At 38.6% G+C, this 22,538-nt stretch carries 21 protein-coding genes; 7 read left to right on the forward strand and 14 right to left on the reverse strand.

All coding sequences use genetic code 11. The annotated features are described in order from the left end of the window. Positions 1-149: 149 nt before the first annotated feature. A complete protein-coding gene (locus ACYPXO_RS01685; protein ID WP_459638964.1) occupies positions 150-1,277 on the reverse strand; it encodes an FKBP-type peptidyl-prolyl cis-trans isomerase in 1,128 nt (375 codons plus the stop codon). 234 nt (positions 1,278-1,511) lie between these two features. Here ACYPXO_RS01685 and ACYPXO_RS01690 point away from each other — a divergent pair, with 234 nt between their 5' ends. Then, complete coding sequence (locus ACYPXO_RS01690) at positions 1,512-1,955, forward strand: hypothetical protein (RefSeq protein ID WP_459638965.1); 444 nt, start codon at positions 1,512-1,514, stop codon at positions 1,953-1,955. Positions 1,956-1,978: 23 nt separating this feature from the next. Here the strand turns inward: ACYPXO_RS01690 and ACYPXO_RS01695 are convergent, their stop codons facing one another. The 13 genes from ACYPXO_RS01695 to ACYPXO_RS01755 form a co-directional block, all read right to left on the reverse strand. Then, positions 1,979-2,431: a YwiB family protein gene (locus tag ACYPXO_RS01695; RefSeq protein WP_459638966.1), complete on the reverse strand. Its 453-nt coding sequence runs from the start codon at positions 2,429-2,431 to the stop codon at positions 1,979-1,981. Positions 2,432-2,439: 8 nt separating this feature from the next. Beyond that, positions 2,440-3,270, reverse strand: coding sequence for a glutamate racemase (gene murI / locus ACYPXO_RS01700; RefSeq protein ID WP_459638967.1), 831 nt, complete (start codon positions 3,268-3,270; stop codon positions 2,440-2,442). A 118-nt stretch (positions 3,271-3,388) separates the two neighbouring features. Beyond that, the gene (gene pfkA / locus ACYPXO_RS01705; RefSeq protein ID WP_459638968.1) at positions 3,389-4,363 is read right to left on the reverse strand and encodes a 6-phosphofructokinase; all 975 of its coding nucleotides are present in this window, start codon (positions 4,361-4,363) and stop codon (positions 3,389-3,391) included. 77 nt (positions 4,364-4,440) lie between these two features. After that, entirely contained in the window at positions 4,441-7,914 is a 3,474-nt protein-coding gene (locus ACYPXO_RS01710; RefSeq protein WP_459638969.1) for a DNA polymerase III subunit alpha, read from the reverse strand. A 61-nt stretch (positions 7,915-7,975) separates the two neighbouring features. Beyond that, positions 7,976-8,209 (reverse strand): polya polymerase, encoded by a 234-nt coding sequence (locus ACYPXO_RS01715; protein WP_459638984.1) that lies wholly within the window; start codon positions 8,207-8,209, stop codon positions 7,976-7,978. A 52-nt stretch (positions 8,210-8,261) separates the two neighbouring features. Continuing rightward, entirely contained in the window at positions 8,262-9,089 is an 828-nt protein-coding gene (locus ACYPXO_RS01720) for a CvfB family protein (RefSeq protein WP_459638985.1), read from the reverse strand. Continuing rightward, on the reverse strand, positions 9,089-9,802 hold the full coding sequence (locus ACYPXO_RS01725; protein ID WP_459638970.1) for an acyl-[acyl-carrier-protein] thioesterase: 714 nt from the start codon (positions 9,800-9,802) through the stop codon (positions 9,089-9,091). Before ACYPXO_RS01725 ends, ACYPXO_RS01720 begins: the two co-directional genes overlap by 1 nt. After that, on the reverse strand, positions 9,802-10,977 hold the full coding sequence (locus ACYPXO_RS01730; protein WP_459638971.1) for a cation diffusion facilitator family transporter: 1,176 nt from the start codon (positions 10,975-10,977) through the stop codon (positions 9,802-9,804). Before ACYPXO_RS01730 ends, ACYPXO_RS01725 begins: the two co-directional genes overlap by 1 nt. Positions 10,978-10,996: 19 nt before the next feature. Beyond that, on the reverse strand, positions 10,997-11,629 hold the full coding sequence (gene spoIIR, locus ACYPXO_RS01735) for a stage II sporulation protein R (RefSeq protein ID WP_459638972.1): 633 nt from the start codon (positions 11,627-11,629) through the stop codon (positions 10,997-10,999). Between the two features lie 62 nt (positions 11,630-11,691). Next, positions 11,692-12,366: a GntR family transcriptional regulator gene (locus tag ACYPXO_RS01740; protein WP_459638973.1), complete on the reverse strand. Its 675-nt coding sequence runs from the start codon at positions 12,364-12,366 to the stop codon at positions 11,692-11,694. 5 nt (positions 12,367-12,371) lie between these two features. Further along, on the reverse strand, positions 12,372-13,247 hold the full coding sequence (ispE, locus tag ACYPXO_RS01745) for a 4-(cytidine 5'-diphospho)-2-C-methyl-D-erythritol kinase (protein ID WP_459638974.1): 876 nt from the start codon (positions 13,245-13,247) through the stop codon (positions 12,372-12,374). 40 nt (positions 13,248-13,287) lie between these two features. Beyond that, positions 13,288-14,850: a DUF3794 and LysM peptidoglycan-binding domain-containing protein gene (locus tag ACYPXO_RS01750; RefSeq protein WP_459638975.1), complete on the reverse strand. Its 1,563-nt coding sequence runs from the start codon at positions 14,848-14,850 to the stop codon at positions 13,288-13,290. 10 nt (positions 14,851-14,860) lie between these two features. Further along, positions 14,861-15,268: a protease complex subunit PrcB family protein gene (locus tag ACYPXO_RS01755; RefSeq protein ID WP_459638976.1), complete on the reverse strand. Its 408-nt coding sequence runs from the start codon at positions 15,266-15,268 to the stop codon at positions 14,861-14,863. Positions 15,269-15,378: 110 nt separating this feature from the next. Here ACYPXO_RS01755 and malQ point away from each other — a divergent pair, with 110 nt between their 5' ends. The 6 genes from malQ (at position 15,379) to ACYPXO_RS01785 (ending at position 22,513) form a co-directional block, all read left to right on the forward strand. Then, entirely contained in the window at positions 15,379-16,905 is a 1,527-nt protein-coding gene (gene malQ / locus ACYPXO_RS01760) for a 4-alpha-glucanotransferase (RefSeq protein WP_459638977.1), read from the forward strand. 14 nt (positions 16,906-16,919) lie between these two features. Beyond that, complete coding sequence (locus ACYPXO_RS01765; RefSeq protein WP_459638978.1) at positions 16,920-17,654, forward strand: lysophospholipid acyltransferase family protein; 735 nt, start codon at positions 16,920-16,922, stop codon at positions 17,652-17,654. Between the two features lie 132 nt (positions 17,655-17,786). Then, complete coding sequence (locus ACYPXO_RS01770) at positions 17,787-19,244, forward strand: nicotinate phosphoribosyltransferase (RefSeq protein ID WP_459638979.1); 1,458 nt, start codon at positions 17,787-17,789, stop codon at positions 19,242-19,244. A 13-nt stretch (positions 19,245-19,257) separates the two neighbouring features. Beyond that, on the forward strand, positions 19,258-20,310 hold the full coding sequence (locus tag ACYPXO_RS01775) for a D-alanine--D-alanine ligase family protein (RefSeq protein WP_459638980.1): 1,053 nt from the start codon (positions 19,258-19,260) through the stop codon (positions 20,308-20,310). Positions 20,311-20,324: 14 nt separating this feature from the next. Further along, positions 20,325-21,698, forward strand: coding sequence for a UDP-N-acetylmuramoyl-tripeptide--D-alanyl-D-alanine ligase (locus ACYPXO_RS01780; protein WP_459638981.1), 1,374 nt, complete (start codon positions 20,325-20,327; stop codon positions 21,696-21,698). An 8-nt stretch (positions 21,699-21,706) separates the two neighbouring features. Beyond that, positions 21,707-22,513: a Cof-type HAD-IIB family hydrolase gene (locus ACYPXO_RS01785; RefSeq protein ID WP_459638982.1), complete on the forward strand. Its 807-nt coding sequence runs from the start codon at positions 21,707-21,709 to the stop codon at positions 22,511-22,513. Positions 22,514-22,538 lie beyond the last annotated feature (25 nt).

Genomic DNA, 22,538 nt, shown 5'->3' on the forward strand with positions numbered 1-22,538 from the left:
TAAATCGGCACACTTCACAAATTTGCGGGATATTTTCTGTGTAAATTATATGAAATCGTTTTCACTCACTTTTAGCAACAGGTTCTGAAAGACCTGTAATCCGCATACAAAAAACGCAGCGGTCACCCACTGCGTTTCCCATTTTTCAACTATTCTGCTGTTTTTTCTTCGTTTTCTTTTGTATCTTTGCTGTCTTCTTTGTTCTCGTCTTTTTTGTCGTCTTTCTTTTCTTCTTTCTTTTCTACCTGTTTGCAGTTGTCAGCAACCCATTCCATTACTTTGTTCTGAAGAACAGCCTCTTTTACCATAGACTCACCGTTTAGCTCTATAAGCGTATCTACGTCCGGATAACCGTTTTCTTTTGCAAATGCTTTCATTTCTTTATCCATTTCTTTGTCGGACATTTCAAGTCCTTCTTCTTTTGCAATTAATTCGGCTACTAAAGCAGGTTTTAAAGATTCTTTTGACATTTCTTTCACCTGTTTTTTGAAATCGTCTTCAGATTGTCCGCTCTGTTTTAAGAACTCCTCATATGAAACACCGTATGACTGTTCTACAAGTTTTTTTAATTGTTCTTCGATTGCTTTTTCTTTCTCTTTTAATCTCTTTTCAGGGTATTTAACAATTTCTGCATTATCCATCACTTCATTCCATGCATTGTCACGAAGTTCCGCTTCTGCCTGTTTCTTATTCATTTTTTCAATTTCTTTTTTTACTTCTTCTTTGTATTCTTCAACTGTTTTTGATTTTTTAGAAACTGCTTTAACAAATTCATCGTTCAATTCAGAGTATGCTCTTTCTTTAATTCCTGTAATTTTAATTGTAAAAATTACGTCTGCACCTGAAAGTTCAGGTTGCTGCGTTCCGCCATATCCTTCCGGAAATTTAATCGGCAAATCAAATGTTTCATTTAATTTATGCCCATAAATTCCTTCTTCAAATCCGTCTACATACTGTTCTCCGTTTCCTAAAGTCAATGTTCCCTGATCGAATACTTTTCCTGTAGATTTTAATTTCCCTGTATATTCGAACTGAGCAAGATCTCCTTTTCTTAACTCTCTATCTGTTACACTTTTTGTCTTTTCTAACATTTTTGCATTAATATAGTTTGTAATGTCTTCTTCTGTAACTTTTTGCGAAGTAACTTTCTCCACTTCCATACCCTTATACTGTGAAATCTTTACATATTCATTTGAAATTTCTTTCTTACTGCAACCTACTGCTGAAACTGCAAGACACAGTGTGAGCATTGTCGCAATTACTCTTTGCTTCTTCATGATCATACCTCTTTATCTCTATTTTTGTGACCCGTGAAAGCCACACTTTTTCGTTATACCACAGATTTGCTTTCTTTTAAAGAGTTTTCTCACAACTTCATAATCTTTTTATTTTTATGTCTTATTTTTTCACCCGTTTTCACTAAAGATTACTTGCACTTACGGAAAATCAATGTTACAATATTACAAGTGTAAATAGGTAATTACATAGAAATTATTATCAGGAGGGCTATTGTGAGTTTAACAGTTAAAATACTTTTAGGTATTATCATTGTATTAGCAATCGTTTTGGTCGTGTTATACTTTCTTGGTAAAAAAGCAGAGAAGCGTCAGGCAGAGCAACAGGAAAAACTGGATGCAGCCGCACAGACTGTTTCCATGCTGATTATTGACAAAAAGCGAATGAAATTAAAAGAAGCCGGTTTTCCGGCAGTTGTCATTGAGAACACACCAAAATATCTTCGTCGCTCCAAAGTTCCGGTTGTCAAAGCAAAAATCGGACCAAGAATTATGACTTTAATGTGTGATGCAACTGTATTTCCGGTTTTACCGATTAAAAAAGAAGTAAAAGTTGTTGTAAGCGGTATCTACATCACTGAAGTAAAAGGGGCTAGAGGCGGTCTTGAAGTACCGGTTAAGAAAAAAGGATTTTTCTCAAGATTTAAAAAAGAAAAATAGATTGCGTAACGCAATCTATTTTTTTATACTTGCATTCCCGCACTTTTCGGAGTAATGCTTATTTTAATTCTACACTCGGCAACCGCTTCCTCATTTACTTCCAAATGATAGAGAATAGATGCCTTGATTTCTTCTTCTGTTTCTAAAATCTGCAAATCTTTCGTATGAATACCCATAACAAGTTGTCCAAAAGGAGTTCCGTAACCCGTCATATGTTTTTTTCCCTTTTCAAATACCATATGGGTGTTTGTAAGACCTTTTTTCATAATTTCTATTGTGTTGTCACCTGAGATTTTTATTTTATTTTTTGTAACTCCCGGCATACCTTCTGCAACTTCATCATAAAGGATGTAATGTTTTCCGTTTTTCTGGAAATAGTTAGCAGGAGTAATGACTGCAACTGGTTCATCTTCTGCTCCTCTCTCTATCATATCCGTATGTATTCCGGTTATATTAATTAATACCTCTTTTGTCATAGTTTCTCCTAAAATTCTTCTATATTAATATGCTCAATCCAATCCACACTATACGGTAAAACCGCATTTGCAAATGATTTAAAACGTACCGGAGCATCGCTGGAATAAAACTCATAAGTCGGAACGTTTCCTTCTTCCTGTGTCATATTTTCCAATTTTTTTTCTTTTAGTAATTGTTTTAACTCCAAAGCAGTTTCATATGCAGGATTAACAAGCCGAATGGCTTCTCCCATATATGCCTTAATTGGATTGTACAGCAGCGGATAATGTGTGCATCCCAAAATCAACGTATCAATCCCGGATTGTTTTAACTCATGCAAATAGTAATCTATCGCTTCCCGTGCAATACGATTATCCACAAATCCTTCCTCCACTAAAGGAACAAATAACGGACAAGCTTTTGCAAGCACTTCTATTTCCGGCTGATATTGTTGAATAAATTTTGTATATACACCGCTTTTTACCGTTGCCTCCGTACCGATAATCCCAACTTTTTTATTTTCCGTAACTTCTGCCGCAACTTTTGAACCGGGTTTTACCACACCGATAATCGGAACGTCTATTTCTTCTCTTAGTATGTCCAAGGCGAGAGCGCTCACCGTATTACAGGCAATAACAATCGCTTTTACTTTCTTCGTCTGCAAAAAACGAACAATCTGCTTGGAAAAACGAATAATTGTATCTACTGATTTACTCCCATAAGGAACACGCGCCGTATCCCCAAAATATACTAAATTTTCATTTGGAAGATTTTGCATAATTTCCCTCACTACCGTAAGTCCGCCCACTCCCGAATCAAACACACCAATTGGTGCATCATTTCTGCAATTCATACTCAAATTTATAATCCCCTTTCAGAAATTTCATACTATCACTTATTTTACTCATTCTTCTCCTATATTGCAAGGGAGAAAAAAAGACTGCACTTTTCCCAAGTGCAATCTTTTTGAATGTTTCTTAAATAGATAAATCTTTTGCGATTTTGTACTGATATTCCGGAATTTCTTTTTTCATGTTTAATGCTTCATCAATATCAAAGTCGATATATTCTCCGTGACTGAATCCTACAACACGGTTTGTTTTGCCTTCACATAAAAGGTCAACCGCTTTTGCACCCATAATGGAAGCAAATACTCTATCTTTACAAGTTGGGCTTCCTCCACGCTGCATATGTCCGAGAATTGTTGCTCTTGTTTCCATTCCTGTTGCTTCTTCAATTCTCTTAGCCATATTAATAGAATCACCAATACCTTCCGCATTGATAATAATATAGTGTTTTTTACCACGTTTTCTGTTCTCTACGATGTTGTCAATAATTTTCTGCTCATCATAGTCATGTTCTTCCGGAAGAAGAATCTGTTCTGCACCATTGGCAATACCGCACCATAAAGCAAGGTAACCTGCATCTCTTCCCATTACTTCGATAACACTACATCTTTCATGTGATGTTGATGTATCACGCACTTTGTCAATTGCTTCCATTGCTGTATTTACGGCAGTGTCAAATCCGATTGTATATTCTGTACAGTCGATATCAAGGTCGATAGTTCCCGGTATACCGATTGTGTTAATTCCTAAATTAGAGAGTTTCTGTGCTCCTGCGAAAGAACCGTCGCCCCCGATAACAACTAGTCCTTCAATTCCATATTTTTTAAGAATGCCTGCTGCCTTTCTCTGACCTTCTTCCGTGCGCATCTCTGCACAACGAGCTGTCTGAAGAACTGTTCCACCTCTCTGAATAATGTCAGATACATCACGCGCTGTCATGTTAATGATTTCTTCGTTCAAAAGTCCATGATAACCACGTCTTATTCCCTGTACGTTAAGTCCTTTTCCCAATGCTGTTCTTACAACCGCACGGATTGCCGCATTCATTCCCGGTGCATCTCCACCACTTGTTAAAACGCCGATTGTTTTAATGTGATTTGCCATGTTCGATTCCTCCATCTATCTGTTTTTTATTTTTATTCATCAAATCCGATATTCCTATCTTTTTTATTCTACAATACCTATATTGTTTTTTCAATGGCTTTTTCTACCACTTTTACCCTTTTTTCGCCAAAATAGTTCGTCAGCCTACTTAAAAGTATCGAATCTATTCCAACATTTCTGTTCATCGGAAGCCTTTTAATTGCTTTTTCCGCCTGACAGTAAATCACAACAGTATCATTCCCTTCCGAGCCGTTTATCATACGGTATAACTGTTCTTCTTCCTGCATAAACGTCTGCTTGTCCGGAAATTGAATCCATAATTCCTTTTTTATTTCTTGAAAAGGAACGATAGACTCACAAATTAATTTACTTGCCCTCTCGTCCTCCTCTGAAACCCTCCCCTTTACAAAAACTTTACTGTCTTCCTCCAAATAAAGTTTATTTTTCTCGTAATCTTTTGGGAAAATAACAACTTCCACCGTTCCAAGTAAATCTTCTATCGTAAGGAACGCCATAACTTTATTATTCTTTGTATATTTAATCGTCTTATTGACAATCAATCCGCCGATAATTTCTTTAGAACCATCCCTGACCTTAGAGTGTCCTGTTTCTTCGCTTGGCTGAAAATCCATTGTTGTGGCGGAAATATTTTTCTTCCACAATGTTTCATATTCTTCCATCGGATGTCCTGTTACATAAACGCCAAGCACTTCTTTTTCAAAGGCGAGCATCGTTTCTTTTTCATACTCTTTAACATCAGGAAGAGGAATATCAAATTCCTTTTTCTGTTCTTCATCAACCAAATCAAAAAGCGAGAGTTGTCCGCTCATAGAATATTTCCTATCCTTATTGACCTGATCCAAAATCTGAATGTAAATCATCATCAACTGTTTTCTTGTTCCCGGAAGACTGTCAAAAGCCCCCGCTTTGATAAAGTTTTCAATTGTGCGTTTATTGACCTCTTTTCCGGAAAGGCGTTCGATAAAGTTTTTCAAATTCTGATACTTTCCGCCGATTTCACGTTCTTTAATAATTGCCTCGATAACAGGACGTCCTATACTTTTAATGGCAGTAAGACCATAACGGATATTTCCGTTGTCAACAGAGAAATTTCCTTCTCCCTCATTAATATCCGGCGGAAGAATATGAATTCCCATTTGCCTGCTGGCATAAATATATTCCGAAACTTTCCCCGGATTGTCGATAACCGATGTCATCAAAGCCGCCATAAATTCTACAGGATAATAATATTTTAAATATGCTGTCTGATACGCTACAACCGCATAAGCAGCCGCATGCGATTTGTTAAACGCATACTTTGCAAAATCTATCATCTCATCATAAATTTTATTTGCAATTTTCTCTGAAATACCGTTTCCCACACATCCCGGAACTCCTTCTTCTTTGTTTCCGTAAACAAAATTCTGACGCTCCTTCGCCATAACATCTGCTTTTTTCTTTGACATGGCACGACGGAGCAAATCGCTTCGTCCCAATGTATATCCGGCAAGGTCACGCACAATCTGCATAACCTGCTCCTGATAAACGATACAGCCATATGTGGATTTCAAAATCGGCTCTAACTGTGGACAGTCATAAGTAATGGAATCCTTATCATTTTTCCCTTTGATATATTGAGGAATAAAATCCATAGGTCCCGGACGATACAGGGAAATTCCCGCAATAATATCTTCCAGATTTTGCGGTTTCAACTCTTTCATAAAGTTTTTCATTCCCGCACTTTCCAATTGGAATACACCATCTGTTTTTCCCGTGCCGATAGAATCCAACACTTCTTTATCATTATAATCGATTTTATGCATATCGATTTTATGCCCGCTGCTTTTTTCTGCAAGTTTGACTGCATTTTGAATAACAGTAAGGGTACGCAGTCCGAGAAAATCCATTTTCAACAGTCCCAACTCTTCCAAAGTTGTCATTGTAAATTGGGTTGTCACCGCACCGTCCGCGCCGAGCGACAACGGTACATATTCATCTACCGGCTTCTGACTGATTACGACACCTGCCGCGTGCATGGACGTATGCCGTGGAAGTCCCTCAAGACGGAGCGACATATCGATTAGTTCTTTTACCTCCGCATCTTCCTCATAGATTTTCTTCAATTCCGGATTGACCGATAGGGCTTTTGTCAGTGTCATATTTAATTCTGTCGGTATCATTTTTGCGATACTGTCCACAAAAGCATACGGTAAATCCATAACACGACCGACATCTCGGATAACCCCTCTCGCTGCCATTGTACCAAAAGTAACAATCTGTACAACCCTGTCTGCACCGTATTTTCTTACAACATAATCAATAACCTCCTGTCTTCTCTCGAAACAGAAGTCAATATCAATATCCGGCATGGAAACACGCTCAGGATTGAGAAAACGTTCAAATAGCAACTGATAGCGAATCGGATCAATATCCGTAATACCGAGACAGTATGATACAATACTTCCCGCAGCCGACCCTCGCCCCGGACCGACCATAATATCGTTATCTCTCGCATACTTAATAAAATCCCACACAATAAGGAAATAGTCCACGTATCCCATTTTCTGAATAACGCTCAACTCATAAGTCAGTCGCTCTTTCAGTTCCTCCGTCACCGGCTCATAGCGTAACGCCAATCCTTCAAAACATAATTTATTTAAGTATTCCCACGAGGTAAACCCTTGCGGAACATCGTATCTCGGAAGTTTTGTCACTCCAAACTCAATCTCCACATGACATCTATCCGCAATTTTCTGCGTATTTTCCAACGCCTGCAAAGCATACGGAAACAGTTCCGCCATTTCTTCCGGAGATTTCACATAATACTGTCCGCCCTCGTAACGCATACGGTTTTCGTCCTGCAATTTTTTCCCCGTCTGAATACAGAGAAGAATATCATGTGGTTTTTCATCCGCCGCATAAGTGTAATGCACATCGTTTGTAGCAACCAGTTCAATCCCCGTATCTTGGGACAACCTCAGCAGCCTTTGATTAACTGTCGCCTGCTCCGGTATACCGTGATCCTGCAATTCCAAAAAGAAGTTGCCTTTTCCGAAAATCTTCTCATATCTTTTTGCCGATTTCACTGCCTCTTCGTACATCCCACGCAATAAATTTTTCTGCACCTCTCCCGCAAGGCAGGCGCTCAGTGCAATAATTCCTTCGTGATACTGCTCTAAAAGTTCATAGTCCACGCGGGGCTTATAGTAATATCCCTCCACAAATGCCTTAGAAACAATTTTTGTTAAATTCTCATACCCTTTATTATTTTCCGCAAGCAAAACGAGATGATAATATCTGTCCTCTCTCATTCCCACTTCCTTGTCAAATCTGGACTGGGGTGCTACATACACTTCACAGCCCAGTATAGGTTTAATTCCCTCAGCTTTTGCTGCACGGTAGAAATCAATTACACCGAACATAACGCCGTGGTCCGTAATCGCCGCACTGTCCATACCCAGTTCTTTCACCCGTGCCACATATTCTTTTATTTTATTTGAACCGTCCAGCAAACTGTATTCCGTATGGACGTGCAAATGTGCAAACTTCATATCTGTCCTCTTTCTTTATCAAATATTTGACTATATGAAAAAAAAGAGCATACGCTCTTTTTTAGCCGTTCATCATAAAATCAAGTAATCTATCTGTGTCTTCTGTTTCATATGAAATCAATTCCAACTGTGGAATTTCTCCGTTTGAAAAAACATTTGCCATAGAAACATACTGAGAAAGTTTTGATTTTAAGTTAAGTCTGTCACCTTCACCTGTCACTAATTCTACTTTTCCTTTACACTGGTCAACAACACTGAAAAACTTTTCAATGTTTGTAATGTTCTGTATTTTCATTCTCATATCGAAAACTCCTTTCTTTTTCCATTTTATCTGTTTACATTATACATTATCCTTCTTTAATTGCAATGCTTTTTTCCCTAATCTCAATTTTTCCTTCCTTTAAAAGACGTCCCACTGCGCGTTTAAATGCATTCTTACTTAAATTCAATTCCCGTTTGATAATCTCCGGATCTGCCTTATCCGTAAACGGAAGTTCCCCGTCATACGAACAGATTGTTTTCCATACTAAATCCGCATCTTTATCCATCTGTGCAGGAATTTTTTCACGGACACTTAAATCCAATTTCCCGTCAGCCTTTACTGCCGTAACACGGGCTTTGATTTCCATTCCGACAAATAGTTTTCCGTACGCTTCTTTCTTCGGAATGCGTGCAGAATACTGATTATCTACAGCCACAAACAAGCCAAATTCATCGCTTCTGTCATAAATAATTCCTTCTACCATATCGTCTTTTTGATAAGGAGAATCTTTGCGTAACATATCGTACACTTTCATTGTAGCACAAAGACGCTCGCTCTTATCGATATAAAGCGTGACAAGACATTTATCTCCCTTTTGTACTTTTGCCGTCTGCTGTTTAAACGGTAAAAATAAATCTTTCTCTAATCCCCAGTCTAAAAATGCACCGAATTTTCCCACATCTGCTACAGTTAAAACAGCCAACTCTCCAAGTGTCAGTTTCGGTTCGTTTGTTGTTGCAATAAGACGGTCATCTGAATCTTTATATAAGAAGACTTCTACCGGATCACCTAATTCAATCTCTTCCGGAACCTGTTTTTTGGGAAGAAGTACTTTTTCATCTTTCCCGCCCAAATATACACCGAAATCTACTTTCTTTACTACTGTCAACACTTGTTTTTTCCCTAATTTCATCATTTCTTTTCTCCTGTTAATTCTACAACCGCAAAAGGTTTATCCTCTGCATCACAAAGTTTTATTGTTACTTTTCTTTTTTCACTGTATATTTTCGGGAAAATCTCATCCCCGTATAATGCGGATTTTTTATATTCCACACGTATCTGCTCTACCGCCATATCTTCGTCCAACACTTCCATTGCCATTTGAATATAACGGCTGTTATTCACGTGACCGTTTGTGTCAATTTCACTTTTCTGCACAAAAAATGACTGTTTTTCTTCCCATGTTTCCGGAAGTGTAATCTTTCGGGGTGCATATTCCATGTGAAGTGCCGGCTCAAGTTCATATTTTTCTATATCCTTTTCTGTCGGTTTTGCCGGACGTTTTCTTTCTGTGTCCATGAAAACCCATATAGAATTTGCATATGCCACACATTCGCCATCTTTGTCTTTCATCACAAAATTTCTCGTCCCATACAGTCCGTTAAACGCAGTTGGCCATGTACCGATTTCAATTTTCTCACACAGTTTCGGATAACGCTTCACTACTATCTGCCATGCTGAAAGTATCCAGCCACGGTGATGTCCTTTTAAAAATTCCATTCCGATTCCTAGATCTTCTGACTGGAAAGTACTGCAATCCTGAAAATAATTTACAATGCCTGTTAAAGTCAGATGACCGCTTTTATCTATTTCACTGTACCTCACCCGTTCCTTTATCGAATACATTACATTCCTCCATAACTTTTCTCTATGTGTATCACACACTGGTATCGATTGTCAATCTTCTGTAACTCTTTTCTTAAAGTATTGCTTACTTCAATCTGTTTTTCCTTATCATATTCATGTGGAACAACCATATCAAAAATCAGATTGATTCTCTGCTTGCCTTCTACCACGCGAAAATCGTGAATAGAAACTTTACTATCAATTTCCTCTATTTTTACATTTGCTATATCCTTTATCTTTAAAATGTTTTCATTTTTTGTTTCTATCGGATCCATATGAATAACAAGGAAGATTCCCATATATTTCTGTGCGTCCCTCTCAATCTTATCTACAATTTCATGGGACACTTCTATATCTGCTGTGTTAGGAACTTCCGCATGGATGGATGCCATACTCCTTCCCGGTCCGTAATTATGTACAATTAAATCATGTGTTCCCTCTATGCCTTCATATCCCTCCACAAATTCTGTAACCTCTTTGAAAACTTCCGGATTTATCGCAGGACCTATCAATTCTTCAACGGTATCTTTTGCAATACCTATACCTGCCCAAATAATAATTCCCGATACAACTACTCCTACAATCCCATCAATATTCATTCCGGTTATTTTCCAAAACAAAATAGAAAGAACGGTAACAGAAGTAGTCACTGCATCTCCCATAGAATCTGTCGCCGTTGCCTGAAGAACTTTCGAATCAATTCGTTTTCCCAGTTTCCTGTTAAACGCTCCCAGCCACAGTTTCATTCCAATGGAGAAAATCAATATAATAATGGAAATCCACTGAAATTTCAACTGCTCAGGATGCATAATTTTTCCAATGGAGTCTTTGAAAAAGGTTAGTCCAACCTGAATAACAAGAAAAGATACTATTAATGCTGAAATATACTCTATTCGTCCATGTCCGAAAGGATGCTCCTCATCCGCCGGCTTACTCGCCATTTTCACACCTATAAGACTGATAATGGAAGAGCCTGCATCAGAAAGATTGTTAAATGCATCCGCCAAAATGGACACACTGTGCATCAATAGACCGATAACTCCCTTTCCAATAAATAAAATGATATTACATATAATTCCTACAACTCCTGACAATACACCATATGACGTTCTTACCGCCACTTCCTCTACATACTCGTACCTTTTTACAAAATGCTTTACCAAAAATTCTGTCATATTCATCCTCTATTCTTCTTTATTCTCTGCCAAAAAAGAACCATCTGATTTTAAACTTAGATGTCGCTGTCACCATCTCGTATTCTTCCTCATCCAGTACGGATTTTAACTTCTGTTTACTCTTTTTCGGTACTACTGCGTTTGTTGCATCCACAAAACAGAGATTCGGATAAAGTACACACCACCAGTTATGCCCTTCCGCCTTTCCGATTTCTATACGAAGCGCCTCGTATTCCCCGTCTGGAAATGTCACATCTCCATATGTTTTTTTGGGAAAATAACTTTTTGTCAATTTGGCTTTCACCGGATAATTATACCCTTCCTCACTAATTACCTTGTCCGCAACTTCTTTCAATTCTTTTTCGTGACTGCCTGTCCACGTTTTCGTTTCTTCCACACTCTTGGCGTCCGGCAATTCTTGTTTCATGTATTCTATAACTGCTTCCTTTACCTTCATCTTTAACTGTTGGTCTTTCTCACTGTCGCTGTTAGCGAGAACATGAAACCGCAATACTTCCGCTGCCAGTCTTTCCTGTGTCTTTTCCACTTTCGCTTCCACTAAAACAGACTGTCTGTACATAACCATTCCTGTTACAATTCCTGCAATCAGCATGGCAGCCGCCACGCAAATCCATTTTCTTTCTTTTCCCATTTTATGTAACCTCTCTTTCTTAGTCAGAGTGTTACCGTTTTGGAAAAGATTATACATCTCTTTTATTGTTTTGTTCGGATTGTATCAATAACCGCTTCCACCTGATTGTCAATATGACGACAGACAACTGCTGCCGCTTCTTCTTTCTGGTGTTTTTCAATACGATTAATAATGTCTTCATGCTCAGCAATCAAAGTAGCATGAAAACATTTCTTTTTTAAATATTCTACACGAAAACGATACATTTGTTCTCTAAAATTATTTAAAAGTTGAATAAGACGTTGGTTATCGGTTGCCATAAAAATAACATCGTGAAACTTCACATCTGCCTCCGCAAATTTTGTCACATCGTTTGTTTTTAATGTTTCCTCAAATTCTTTTGCCGCTTCTTTTAACTGTATCATCTGCTGCTTTGTCATTCTGTCACAGGCAAGTTTTACAGCAAGTTCTTCCAGCGCTTTTCGCACTTCCAAAACATCACGAAGACTTTTCTCCGTAATCTCGGCAACTTCTGCCCCTTTTCTTGGAATCATCAGAACAAGACCTTCCAGTTCCAATTTTCTGATTGCCTCTCGAATCGGAGTACGGCTCACCCCAAGTTTATTCGCTAACTGAATTTCCATAAGCCTTTCCCCCGGCTTTAATTCTCCCTTTAAAATCGCCTGACGCAATGTATTGAAAACAACATCACGAAGCGGCAGATATTCATTCATATTTACCTGAAAATTTGATTCCATATTATTTATCTTCCTCTCGTATTATGCACATTGGTTACATAAACCTGTTTCGCCAGTCTCTTCTTTCTTATTTCCGCATACGCCTTTTTTGCCGCCTTTCTGTCCGTAAAAATACCAAAAACAGTCGGACCGCTTCCACTCATCATGGCATTTAACGCACCGGCATCTTGCATGACCTTTTTAATCTTCTCAATTACCGGATAATCACCGATTGTCACTTCTTCAAGAACATTTCCCATATTAGACGTAATTTTTTCTAAATTTTGTTCTTCCAATCCCTCTAAAATGCCGTCAATGTTCGGATGTTTTACAATATCCAATGCATCCAATTTCTCATACACCGTCTTTGTTGAAACGCTGACAGGCGGTTTTGCAATCAAAACATAGCATTTCGGAAGAGCCGGCAGAGGAGTTAATTCCTCACCGATTCCTTCCGCCAAAACCGTTCCTCTCATAATGCAGTACGGAACATCTGCTCCTAATTTCACCCCTCGCTCCATAAGGTCCTGCTGGGAAAGTCCTAGTTGATACATTCTGTTCATTCCAAACAGAACTGCCGCCGCATTAGAACTTCCTCCTGCCATTCCCGCCGACACCGGAATAAATTTATTTAACCGAATGGATACGCCTCCTTCAATATGAAATTCATCCATAAGCAGCTTCGCCGCTTTGTATGCAATATTATTTTCATTTACCGGAAGATAAAAAAGATTCGTTTCTAAATGAATCCCCTCTTCCTTCGTCTTCTGCATAAACACATCATCATAGAGATAAATTGTCTGCATGACCATACGCACATCATGGTATCCATTTTCTCTTCTTCCTAAAACGTCCAGCCCTAAATTTATCTTCGCCAGTGCTTTTAATTCTAATTTATCCATACGCTACTCCTTTCCCTTTTGTATTCTGTATACATTATACCTAGAGTATACTCATGTTCTCCTTAAAAATCAATATCCTATCTCCCTCTTTTATTTCATCTTTACTCAATCCGTTTGCTTCCTGAATGCGTTCCGCCGTTGTTCTGTATTGTTTTGCCAAATCCCACAATTCATCTCCTTCTTTAACAATATAACCTATAATTCCCGGCTCTTTTCCGATTTTTTCCATATCGAAAGGGACTGCTTCCATATCTGCAATCACATTTTGCCATAATTGCTGACGGATAAAACTGCAGAATGATAAAACCGCTTTCACTTCCACCTCTCCACTTCCCAGCATAGATACGGAAAGTTGCTCCAACCCATAGTTTACGTCAAATATTGTATCCTCATTCATTCCGTCACATTCAATAAGATAGGAAAACGGTATCATTCCCTGCCATGTGTCGAATGGGACTTCGTCACTTTCTTTTACATATAAAAACTGTAAATGAAGTATTCCCTCAATCTGAATGCCCTGCTGCCCTTTCTCCATTTTTTCTACCTGTACTTCCCCACTGTTATAACAAATCTGTAAAATATCTTCCCGAAGTTCCGGCACAGATAACTGCTCCGACAATTTACATTTTGAATGGTTTTGAAGGGCAAGTTCCTCGCTCCTTACTTTTTCCCTCTTCAAATTACATTCATGCCGTAGTGAATAGACATCTTCAAGTAATTCCACCTCTTCCTCCTCGTAAACAGAAATTTTCAAATCAAGCGTTCCTTCTATACCGAGTGAACGCATCTCACCGTCTTCGTCCGCTCGCATATCCACATTGACTTCATCTAAATTTGCAATAACATAGTGATACATAGACGAATCTACGCCGGAACAACTTACCTGTCCCTCATAAGAAACTGCCTGCTCTATCCAATCCATCTTTCCCTCAGGGGATTCATACAGACAAAATACGCTTAACTCTCCCGACAGGTGAAGAGCATCCTCCTCCAATTTCGTATCCAGTTTACGATTGGTGACGTCTGTCCATAAAAGCATCCCCATATTTTCTTTTGTTCCCGAAAGAACAACTTCCTCTTTAATTCGATATGTATCTCTTTTACCCGTATGTAACCGCAACAATTGATATTTCTTTTTCTTCTTATATAAAGTATCTTCGCTTTCAATTTCCGTTGTCAGTGGAACATCTTCAGTCACTTCCCTGCCAATTTCCATTTCTACTAACGCTTTGATGCTCAGTTTTCGTGAATGAATCATGGACGCCGTAAATTCCGTCCGCAAATTTCTAACCGTATACGTTCCTTCCTCCACACCATTTTCCACATACACCATCTCCTCAAAAGGACATTTTCCTTCCAGAGAAGTCAGTTTTGTTTCCCCCTCTTCCGTCACATATAAAATTTGAAAATATACATTTCCTGCTACCCGAACATAATTTTCCAAAGGCTTCATTTCCTCCACCTTTGCCTCACCTTTACTCATGACGATTTTAGAAACATCCCTTTTTGCATCGGGAACATTATAATCATCATCCACAAAAAACTGATCGGTAATCCCTTTTTCCATACGGTTTATGTGCATCTGTTTTTTCATAAATTCCATAAAATCCCTCCTACTCAAATATGACCGTTTTTCCTGAAGCATTAAGTGCAACCACTATATGAGGATTGTTCTCTTTTTTCACTACTTTTTCCTGCTTGGACGGTCCGATTAAATTTGTGTGAAAATAAATTGCATTTTCTGTTTCTTCACATTTTTTTACCTTTACACTGTATCCGGTAGTTTGTTTTTCCCCATAACCTTGTGCAATATACAATATTCCCTTATCTTCATATGTAAATCTGAACGGCTTTCCCCTTTTTTTGCCTATTTCCTCTTTTAATTCTTCCGGTATCATCTCTTCTTTTATAATGGTAAACTTCGCATCCTTTCCGTTTTCCCGCTGATTTTTCTTTATAGAACAGCCTGCAAATGAAAGGAGTATGCCGATACAGATGAAACAAAGAATTGCCTTTTTCATCCGCTTCTCTCTCCTCGTGTTCTCCCTATATCTTATTATCTTCCTTGTCTTTTTATGTACCCTCTAGTATAATATTCTTTATCATGTAAAAGCATAGAAAGGAACACACTATGATTTTTGAAACAGCAGAAAAAACATATGAGATACCTGCCCGAAGTTCCGGCATCCTGCTCCATCCGACTTCCCTGCCGTCTTCTTACGGCATCGGAGATTTAGGCAATGAAGCATATCAATTTGTAGATTTTCTAGAAAAAGCGGGACAACATTTATGGCAAATTCTCCCACTCGGGCCTACGGGATTTGGAGATTCACCTTATCAGAGTTTCTCCGCATTTGCAGGGCAGCCTTTATTAATCAGCCCAAAACATTTAGAAGAACTCGGACTTTTAACGAAAGAAGACTTAGAAGATTGTCCTTGTACGGACGAAGAAAAAGTCAACTATGGGGATGTTATCCTATGGAAAACAGACATTCTTTACAAAGCCTATGAAAACTACCGTCATACCGCAGATAAAATGCTTTTGGAAGAATATGACTCTTTTTACAAAAACAATCGCTTTTGGCTTGATGATTATGCACTTTTTATGGCATGTAAAGAAGCACACAACGGACAGAGTTGGCTTGAATGGGAGAAGGAATACCGTTCCCCATCCAAAGTTTTTTTGAAAAATTTGGAAAATTCTCTTGCAAAAGAGATACGTTATCACCGTTTTGTGCAATTTATTTTCTTTAAGGAATGGTATGCGTTAAAGGAATATGCCAACAAAAAAGACATCAAAATCATCGGAGATATTCCGATTTTTGTTTCCCTCGACAGTGCTGACGTTTGGGCGAATCAGGAGTTATTCCAATTGGACAGCAAAGGATTTCCTACATCTGTGGCAGGAGTTCCGCCTGATTATTTTTCAGAAACAGGGCAACTTTGGGGAAACCCTCTCTACGATTGGAACACGCACAAAAAAACCGGATTTCAATGGTGGATTTCCCGCATTCAAAATCAACTTGGGATTTCGGATTATTTACGAATTGACCATTTTCGTGGATTTGAAGCATACTGGGCAGTTCCTTATGGGGAAGAAACCGCAATTAATGGTAAATGGAAACCTGGACCGAAGGAAGATTTTTTCCTCGCCATAGAAAAAGCACTTGGAAAAGATTTACCGATTATCGCAGAAGATTTGGGAGTCATTACTCCGGAAGTAGAGCGTCTGCGCGATCGTTTTCACTTTCCGGGCATGAAAGTACTGCAATTTGCCTTTGAATCAGAAACAGAAAGCAGTTTTCTCCCACATCAGTTCACTACAACAAACTGCATTTGCTACACGGGAACTCATGATAACAATACAACAAAAGGCTGGTATGAATCTGCCAATGAAATGTCACGAGATAAAGTCCGCCGTTACATGAACACGGACGGAAGTTCCATTCATTTTGATTTCATTCGTACCTGTCTTGGCACAATCGCCACTTATGCCATATTCCCTTTACAAGATGTTCTTGGCATCGGTGAGGAAGGACGCATGAATTGTCCGGGTGTAGCAATGGACAACTGGGCATGGCGTTATAAGAAAGAAATGCTGACGGATGAACTGGCTGAAAAACTGCTGGAATTATCTCATTTATATGGAAGATATTAGAAAGGATTTGCGTTATGATACGTTTTATATTGGTTGCCTCAACCGTTATTTTATTTTTAATTCTTTTCATTCCCGTACTCATTGTAGAATGGATTATCGGAAAATTTAATCGCAGGGCAAAAGACTACAGTTGCTTACGCATTGTGCAGTATGCATTCAAATTCATTCTGTGGATTACAGGTGTAAAGGTGACTGTAATCGGGGAAGAAAATGTTCCCGATGAACCCGTACTTTTCATCGGAAATCACAGAAGTTTCTTCGACATTCTTCTAACTTATTCTCGTTGCAAACGGCTGACAGGTTATGTGGCAAAGAAAGAAATGCTGAAGTTCCCTCTTTTAAGAAACTGGATGAAAAATCTCTACTGTCTTTTCCTTGACCGTGAAAATGCAAAGGAGGGACTAAAGACTATTCTCACTGCCATTGACTATGTAAAGCAGGGTATTTCTATCTGTATTTTCCCTGAAGGAACGAGAAATAAAGGGGAAGAATTAAGTATGCTCCCATTTAAAGACGGGGCGTTAAAGATTGCCACAAAAACCGGCTGTCCGGTTATTCCGATTTCCATGAACAACACTTCAGAAATTTTTGAAAACCATTTTCCAAAAATCAAAAAAGCACATGTTGTCCTTGAATACGGAAAGCCGATTAATTACAAATCTTTGGATAAAGAAGACCAAAAACATTTTGGCGCATACTGTCAAAATATTATACAAGAAACAATTAATAAAAATGCAACGCTTTTATAGCGTTGCATTTTTGCATTTTGTATAGCATTTAGCGTTACATTTTTATTTATTTAATGGTATAATAAAATAAGTATGCTTTGTCATACACATAATAACCTGTAAAAATAAGATTGAAGGTAAAAGGATAAAAAGATGAATACACGAAACCTTACCCTATTAACTGATTTATATGAATTAACAATGATGCAGGGATATTTTGAAAGCGGAGAAAATGATGTTGTCGTTTTCGATATGTTTTTCCGTGCAAACCCATGCAACAACGGATATTCCATTGCTGCCGGATTGGAGCAAGTAATAGAATATATTAAAAATCTTAATTTTTCTTACGAGGATGTAGATTACCTTCGCAGTTTAAATATCTTCAGCGAAGAGTTCCTACATTACCTAAGCGGCTTTCATTTCAGCGGAAATATTTATGCTATTCCTGAAGGGACAGTTGTTTTCCCAAAAGAACCTCTAATTAAAGTAATCGCACCGATTATGGAAGCACAATTGGTTGAAACGGCAATTCTAAATATCATCAACCACCAGTCACTTATTGCCACAAAAACCGCTCGTGTTACTTTCGCAGCAGGAAATGACCGTGTTCTTGAATTTGGTTTAAGACGCGCTCAAGGTCCTGACGCCGCACTTTACGGAGCAAGAGCCGCAATGATTGGGGGCTGTTCTGCCACATCAAACGTTCTTGCTGGAAAAGAGTTTGGTGTTGCGATTAGCGGAACTCACGCACACAGTTGGATTATGAGTTTCTCTGATGAATACACCGCCTTTAAAAAGTATGCAGATCTCTATCCAAACTCGTGCTGTCTTCTTGTGGATACTTACGACACATTAAAATCCGGCGTACCGAACGCTATCCGCGTATTCCAAGAAATGCGCGAATCCGGTATTGAATTGAAAAACTACGGAATCCGTCTGGACAGCGGTGACCTTGCTTATCTTTCTAAAAAGGCAAGAAAAATGTTAGACAACGCAGGTTTTGAAGACGCATATATTTCTGCATCCAACGATTTGGATGAATATTTAATTCACGATTTAAAAATGCAAGGTGCAGCCATCACTTCATGGGGTGTCGGAACTCACCTGATCACTTCAAAAGACTGCCCATCTTTTGGCGGTGTTTACAAACTTGCCGCCATTCAAAACAAAGACGGGGATTTCATTCCGAAAATCAAATTATCGGAGAACACTGAAAAAATTACAAATCCGGGAAACAAGACCATTTTCCGCATTTACGAAAAGACAACCGGAAAGATTAAAGCAGACCTCATCTGTTTTGCAGACGAAATAATAAACTGCGAAGAAGATTTACTTCTTTTCGATCCCGTTGATACATGGAAGAAAACATTATTAAAAGGCGGCACTTACGAGGTTCGTGAATTATTAAAACCTATTTTTATCAACGGTGCATGCGTATATGACACACCGTCTGTTATGGATATTGCCGACTATTGCCGCAGGGAAAAAGAAACACTTTGGGATGAAACAAAACGTCTTGTCTACCCTCACCGTGTTTATGTAGATTTATCAGAGAAATTATATACAGTAAAAAAAGATTTATTAAATCAAATGAGTTTGAAAGAGCAATAAAGGAGATTACACTATGAAAATCATCGTATTAGCAGGCGGACTCAGCACAGAGAGAGATGTTTCTCTCTCCTCAGGTGCCGGAATCTGCCGTACATTAAAAGAGAGAGGACATGATGTGTTCCTATTAGACGCATTCATGGGATTAGAATACGATTCCGACAAACTGGAAGAAGTATTTACCTTAGAAAATAGTGGTCTGGAAATCGCTGAAGGTATTAAAACAACCGAGCCTGATTTAGCGGCAATCAAAGCATCCAGACCGGATCAGTCACCATCCTTACTCGGACCTAATGTTATCGAACTTTGCCGTATGGCAGACATTGTATTTATGGGACTTCACGGTGACATTGGGGAAAATGGTAAATTACAGGCAACCTTTGATATTCTCGGCATCAAATATACAGGACCAAATTCCCTTGGAAGTGCATTGGCAATGGATAAAGGAATTACAAAGCAGATTTTCAAAATGTCCGATATTCCTACTCCTGCGGGAACATGGTTAAAAAAAGCCGACAAAAACACACCGATTTCTGATTTAGGTCTTTCCCTTCCGGTTGTTGTAAAACCTTGTTCAGGAGGCTCAAGTATCGGCGTATACATTCCACAGACAGATGCAGAGTATAAAACTGCCGTAGAAGAATCTTTTAAATACGAAGATGAAATCATTATTGAACCGTACATTAAAGGACGTGAGTTTGCGGTAGGTATCATTGACGGAAAAGCACTTCCGGTTATTGAAATTATTCCAAAATCAAGTTTCTTTGATTACACAAATAAATATCAGGATGGCTGTACAGAAGAAATCTGTCCGGCACACATTGATGATGCTATCGCTAAAAAAATGCAGGAAGCAACTGAAAAAGCATTTGCAGCATTAAAATTAGATGTGTACTCCCGCGCCGATTTCCTTTTAGATGCCAACGGAGAAATTTACTGCCTTGAAGTAAATACTCTTCCGGGAATGACTTCCGCAAGTCTTTTGCCAAAAGAAGCACAGGCAGCCGGAATTTCTTACGGTGATCTTTGCGAACTGATTATTCAAAAATCATTAGAAAAATACAATTAGAAAGGAGCCTTTCCATGAAACATATGTCTTTACAGGAAATCGCTACAGCCTGCGGCGGTACATATTTCGGAGATAACAATAAACTTTCTTCAGAAGTAAGTGGTGTTGTTATTGACAGCCGTAAAGTTGAAAAAGACTTCCTTTTTGTTGCCATAAAAGGTGCCAGAGTGGACGGACATAACTTTATTCCACAGGTTATGGAAAATGGTGCTCTCTGTGCTTTATCTGAGAAAAATTTAGGAAATGTTCCTTATTCTTATATCCTCGTTAATTCCTGCGAACAGGCGTTAAAAGATTTAGCGGAATATTATCGTCTGGCTCTTGATATTAAAGTAGTAGGAATTACGGGAAGTGTCGGAAAAACAAGTACAAAGGAAATGATTGCATCCGTCCTTGAACAGAAATATTCCGTATTGAAAACAGAGGGGAATTTCAACAACGAAATCGGTCTTCCTTTAACTATCTTCAATATTCGAGAAGAACACGAAGTTGCCGTTTTGGAAATGGGTATCAATGAATTTGAGGAAATGCACCGCCTTGCAAAAGTTGCCCGTCCGGATATTTGTGTGATTACAAATATCGGTTTTTGCCATTTAGAAAATCTAATTGACCGTGACGGCGTTCTCCGTGCCAAAACAGAAATGTTTGACTTTATGCGTGACGGCGCACAAATTATTCTAAACGGCGATGACGATAAACTGATTACGGTACAAAATGTAAAAGGAGTTACTCCTGTATTTTTCGGTCTGTCCGATCATCATAACTACTATGCAACTGATGTACATTCTCTCGGCTTAAAAGGGACTTCTTGCACACTTCACCTTCCAAACGGAACGGTAAATGCAACAATTCATCTTCCGGGGGCACATATGGTCTATAACGCACTTGCCGGTGCGTGTGTCGGCTATTCTCTCGGATTAACAAACGAAGAAATTCAAAAAGGAATTGAAAATCTTGTTCCTGTTTCCGGAAGAAATAATCTGATTGAAACGGAAGATTTTCTTATTATTGACGACTGCTACAACGCAAATCCTGTATCCATGAAAGCGTCTTTAGATGTACTTTCAAACGCTCTTGGACGCAAAGTTGCCATTTTAGGTGATATGGGCGAACTTGGAGAAGATGAGAAAATTCTACATTACGGAGTCGGAGCATATGCTGCCCAAAAAGAAATTGACCTTATCTGCTGTATAGGAACATTGGCACAGGAATTTGTAAGCGGCGCAAACTCTGTTACATCAGAAAGCAAAACGCTTTATTTCGCCACAAAAGAAGATTTTCTTTCACAAATACACTCTATCGTGAAAAAAGGAGATACCATATTAGTAAAGGCTTCTCACAGCATGGAATTTCCTGAAATTGTGGAAACGTTACAAAAATTACATTAGGAGAAATTATGGACTATCAGATTCTTGTTCTTGATTTAGACGGAACACTGACAAACTCAAAAAAAGAAATCACAGAGCCGACAAAACAGGCATTAATTGATATTCAGGAAAAGGGGAAAAAAGTTGTTCTTGCCTCCGGTCGTCCCACACCGGGTATTCTGCCGCTGGCAAAAGAACTGCATTTAGAGAAATACGGTAGTTATATTTTATCATTCAACGGCGCTAAAATTATTGACTGCCGCAGCAAAGAACTTCTGTACAACAGAACAATCCCCCCTGAAGTAATACGCCCAATTTATGAAATGCTCAAATGCTATGATATGGATTTGCTCACTTACACAGATACACATATTTTATCAAGTATGAGAACAAATCAATTTACCGAATTGGAATCCCGCATCAATCAGATGCCAATTGTACAAACCAATGATTTTCTATCTGAGATTGCATTTCCAATAAACAAATTGCTCGGCACAGGTGATAAAGCAACAATCGCCAAGGCATTAGAAACCGTGAAATCACACTTCCACTCCCAGTTAAATATCTATCTGTCAGAACCTTTCTTCTTAGAAATTATGCCTCAACGTATCGATAAGGCACATTCTTTGCAGAAATTGTTAAATAGTATCGGATTGACTGCAGACTCTATGATTTGCTGTGGGGACGGTTATAATGATTTGACAATGATTGAATACGCAGGACTTGGCGTTGCTATGGAGAATGCACAGCCTCTTGTCAAGGAAAGTGCTGATTATATTACAAAATCCAACGATGAAGATGGGGTTTTACACGTTATTAATGAATTTATGAGATAATAGCGGAAGGGGCTGTCGGGAAATA

The organism is Faecalimonas canis, assembly GCF_054601575.1.

Coding starts and splice junctions, on each gene's coding strand:
- ACYPXO_RS01775 (WP_459638980.1), top strand. CDS start 19,258: ATGAAAATCATCGTATTAGCAGGCGGACTCAGCACAGAGAGAGATGTT.
- ACYPXO_RS01740 (WP_459638973.1), bottom strand. CDS start 12,366: ATGGAATCAAATTTTCAGGTAAATATGAATGAATATCTGCCGCTTCGT.
- ACYPXO_RS01780 (WP_459638981.1), top strand. CDS start 20,325: ATGAAACATATGTCTTTACAGGAAATCGCTACAGCCTGCGGCGGTACA.
- ACYPXO_RS01715 (WP_459638984.1), bottom strand. CDS start 8,209: ATGAAAATACAGAACATTACAAACATTGAAAAGTTTTTCAGTGTTGTT.
- ACYPXO_RS01755 (WP_459638976.1), bottom strand. CDS start 15,268: ATGAAAAAGGCAATTCTTTGTTTCATCTGTATCGGCATACTCCTTTCA.
- ACYPXO_RS01750 (WP_459638975.1), bottom strand. CDS start 14,850: ATGGAATTTATGAAAAAACAGATGCACATAAACCGTATGGAAAAAGGG.
- ispE (WP_459638974.1), bottom strand. CDS start 13,247: ATGGATAAATTAGAATTAAAAGCACTGGCGAAGATAAATTTAGGGCTG.
- ACYPXO_RS01770 (WP_459638979.1), top strand. CDS start 17,787: ATGAATACACGAAACCTTACCCTATTAACTGATTTATATGAATTAACA.
- pfkA (WP_459638968.1), bottom strand. CDS start 4,363: ATGGCAAATCACATTAAAACAATCGGCGTTTTAACAAGTGGTGGAGAT.
- ACYPXO_RS01725 (WP_459638970.1), bottom strand. CDS start 9,802: ATGTATTCGATAAAGGAACGGGTGAGGTACAGTGAAATAGATAAAAGC.
- malQ (WP_459638977.1), top strand. CDS start 15,379: ATGATTTTTGAAACAGCAGAAAAAACATATGAGATACCTGCCCGAAGT.
- ACYPXO_RS01720 (WP_459638985.1), bottom strand. CDS start 9,089: ATGAAATTAGGGAAAAAACAAGTGTTGACAGTAGTAAAGAAAGTAGAT.
- ACYPXO_RS01730 (WP_459638971.1), bottom strand. CDS start 10,977: ATGACAGAATTTTTGGTAAAGCATTTTGTAAAAAGGTACGAGTATGTA.
- ACYPXO_RS01765 (WP_459638978.1), top strand. CDS start 16,920: ATGATACGTTTTATATTGGTTGCCTCAACCGTTATTTTATTTTTAATT.
- ACYPXO_RS01695 (WP_459638966.1), bottom strand. CDS start 2,431: ATGACAAAAGAGGTATTAATTAATATAACCGGAATACATACGGATATG.
- ACYPXO_RS01685 (WP_459638964.1), bottom strand. CDS start 1,277: ATGAAGAAGCAAAGAGTAATTGCGACAATGCTCACACTGTGTCTTGCA.
- ACYPXO_RS01710 (WP_459638969.1), bottom strand. CDS start 7,914: ATGAAGTTTGCACATTTGCACGTCCATACGGAATACAGTTTGCTGGAC.
- ACYPXO_RS01785 (WP_459638982.1), top strand. CDS start 21,707: ATGGACTATCAGATTCTTGTTCTTGATTTAGACGGAACACTGACAAAC.
- spoIIR (WP_459638972.1), bottom strand. CDS start 11,629: ATGGGAAAAGAAAGAAAATGGATTTGCGTGGCGGCTGCCATGCTGATT.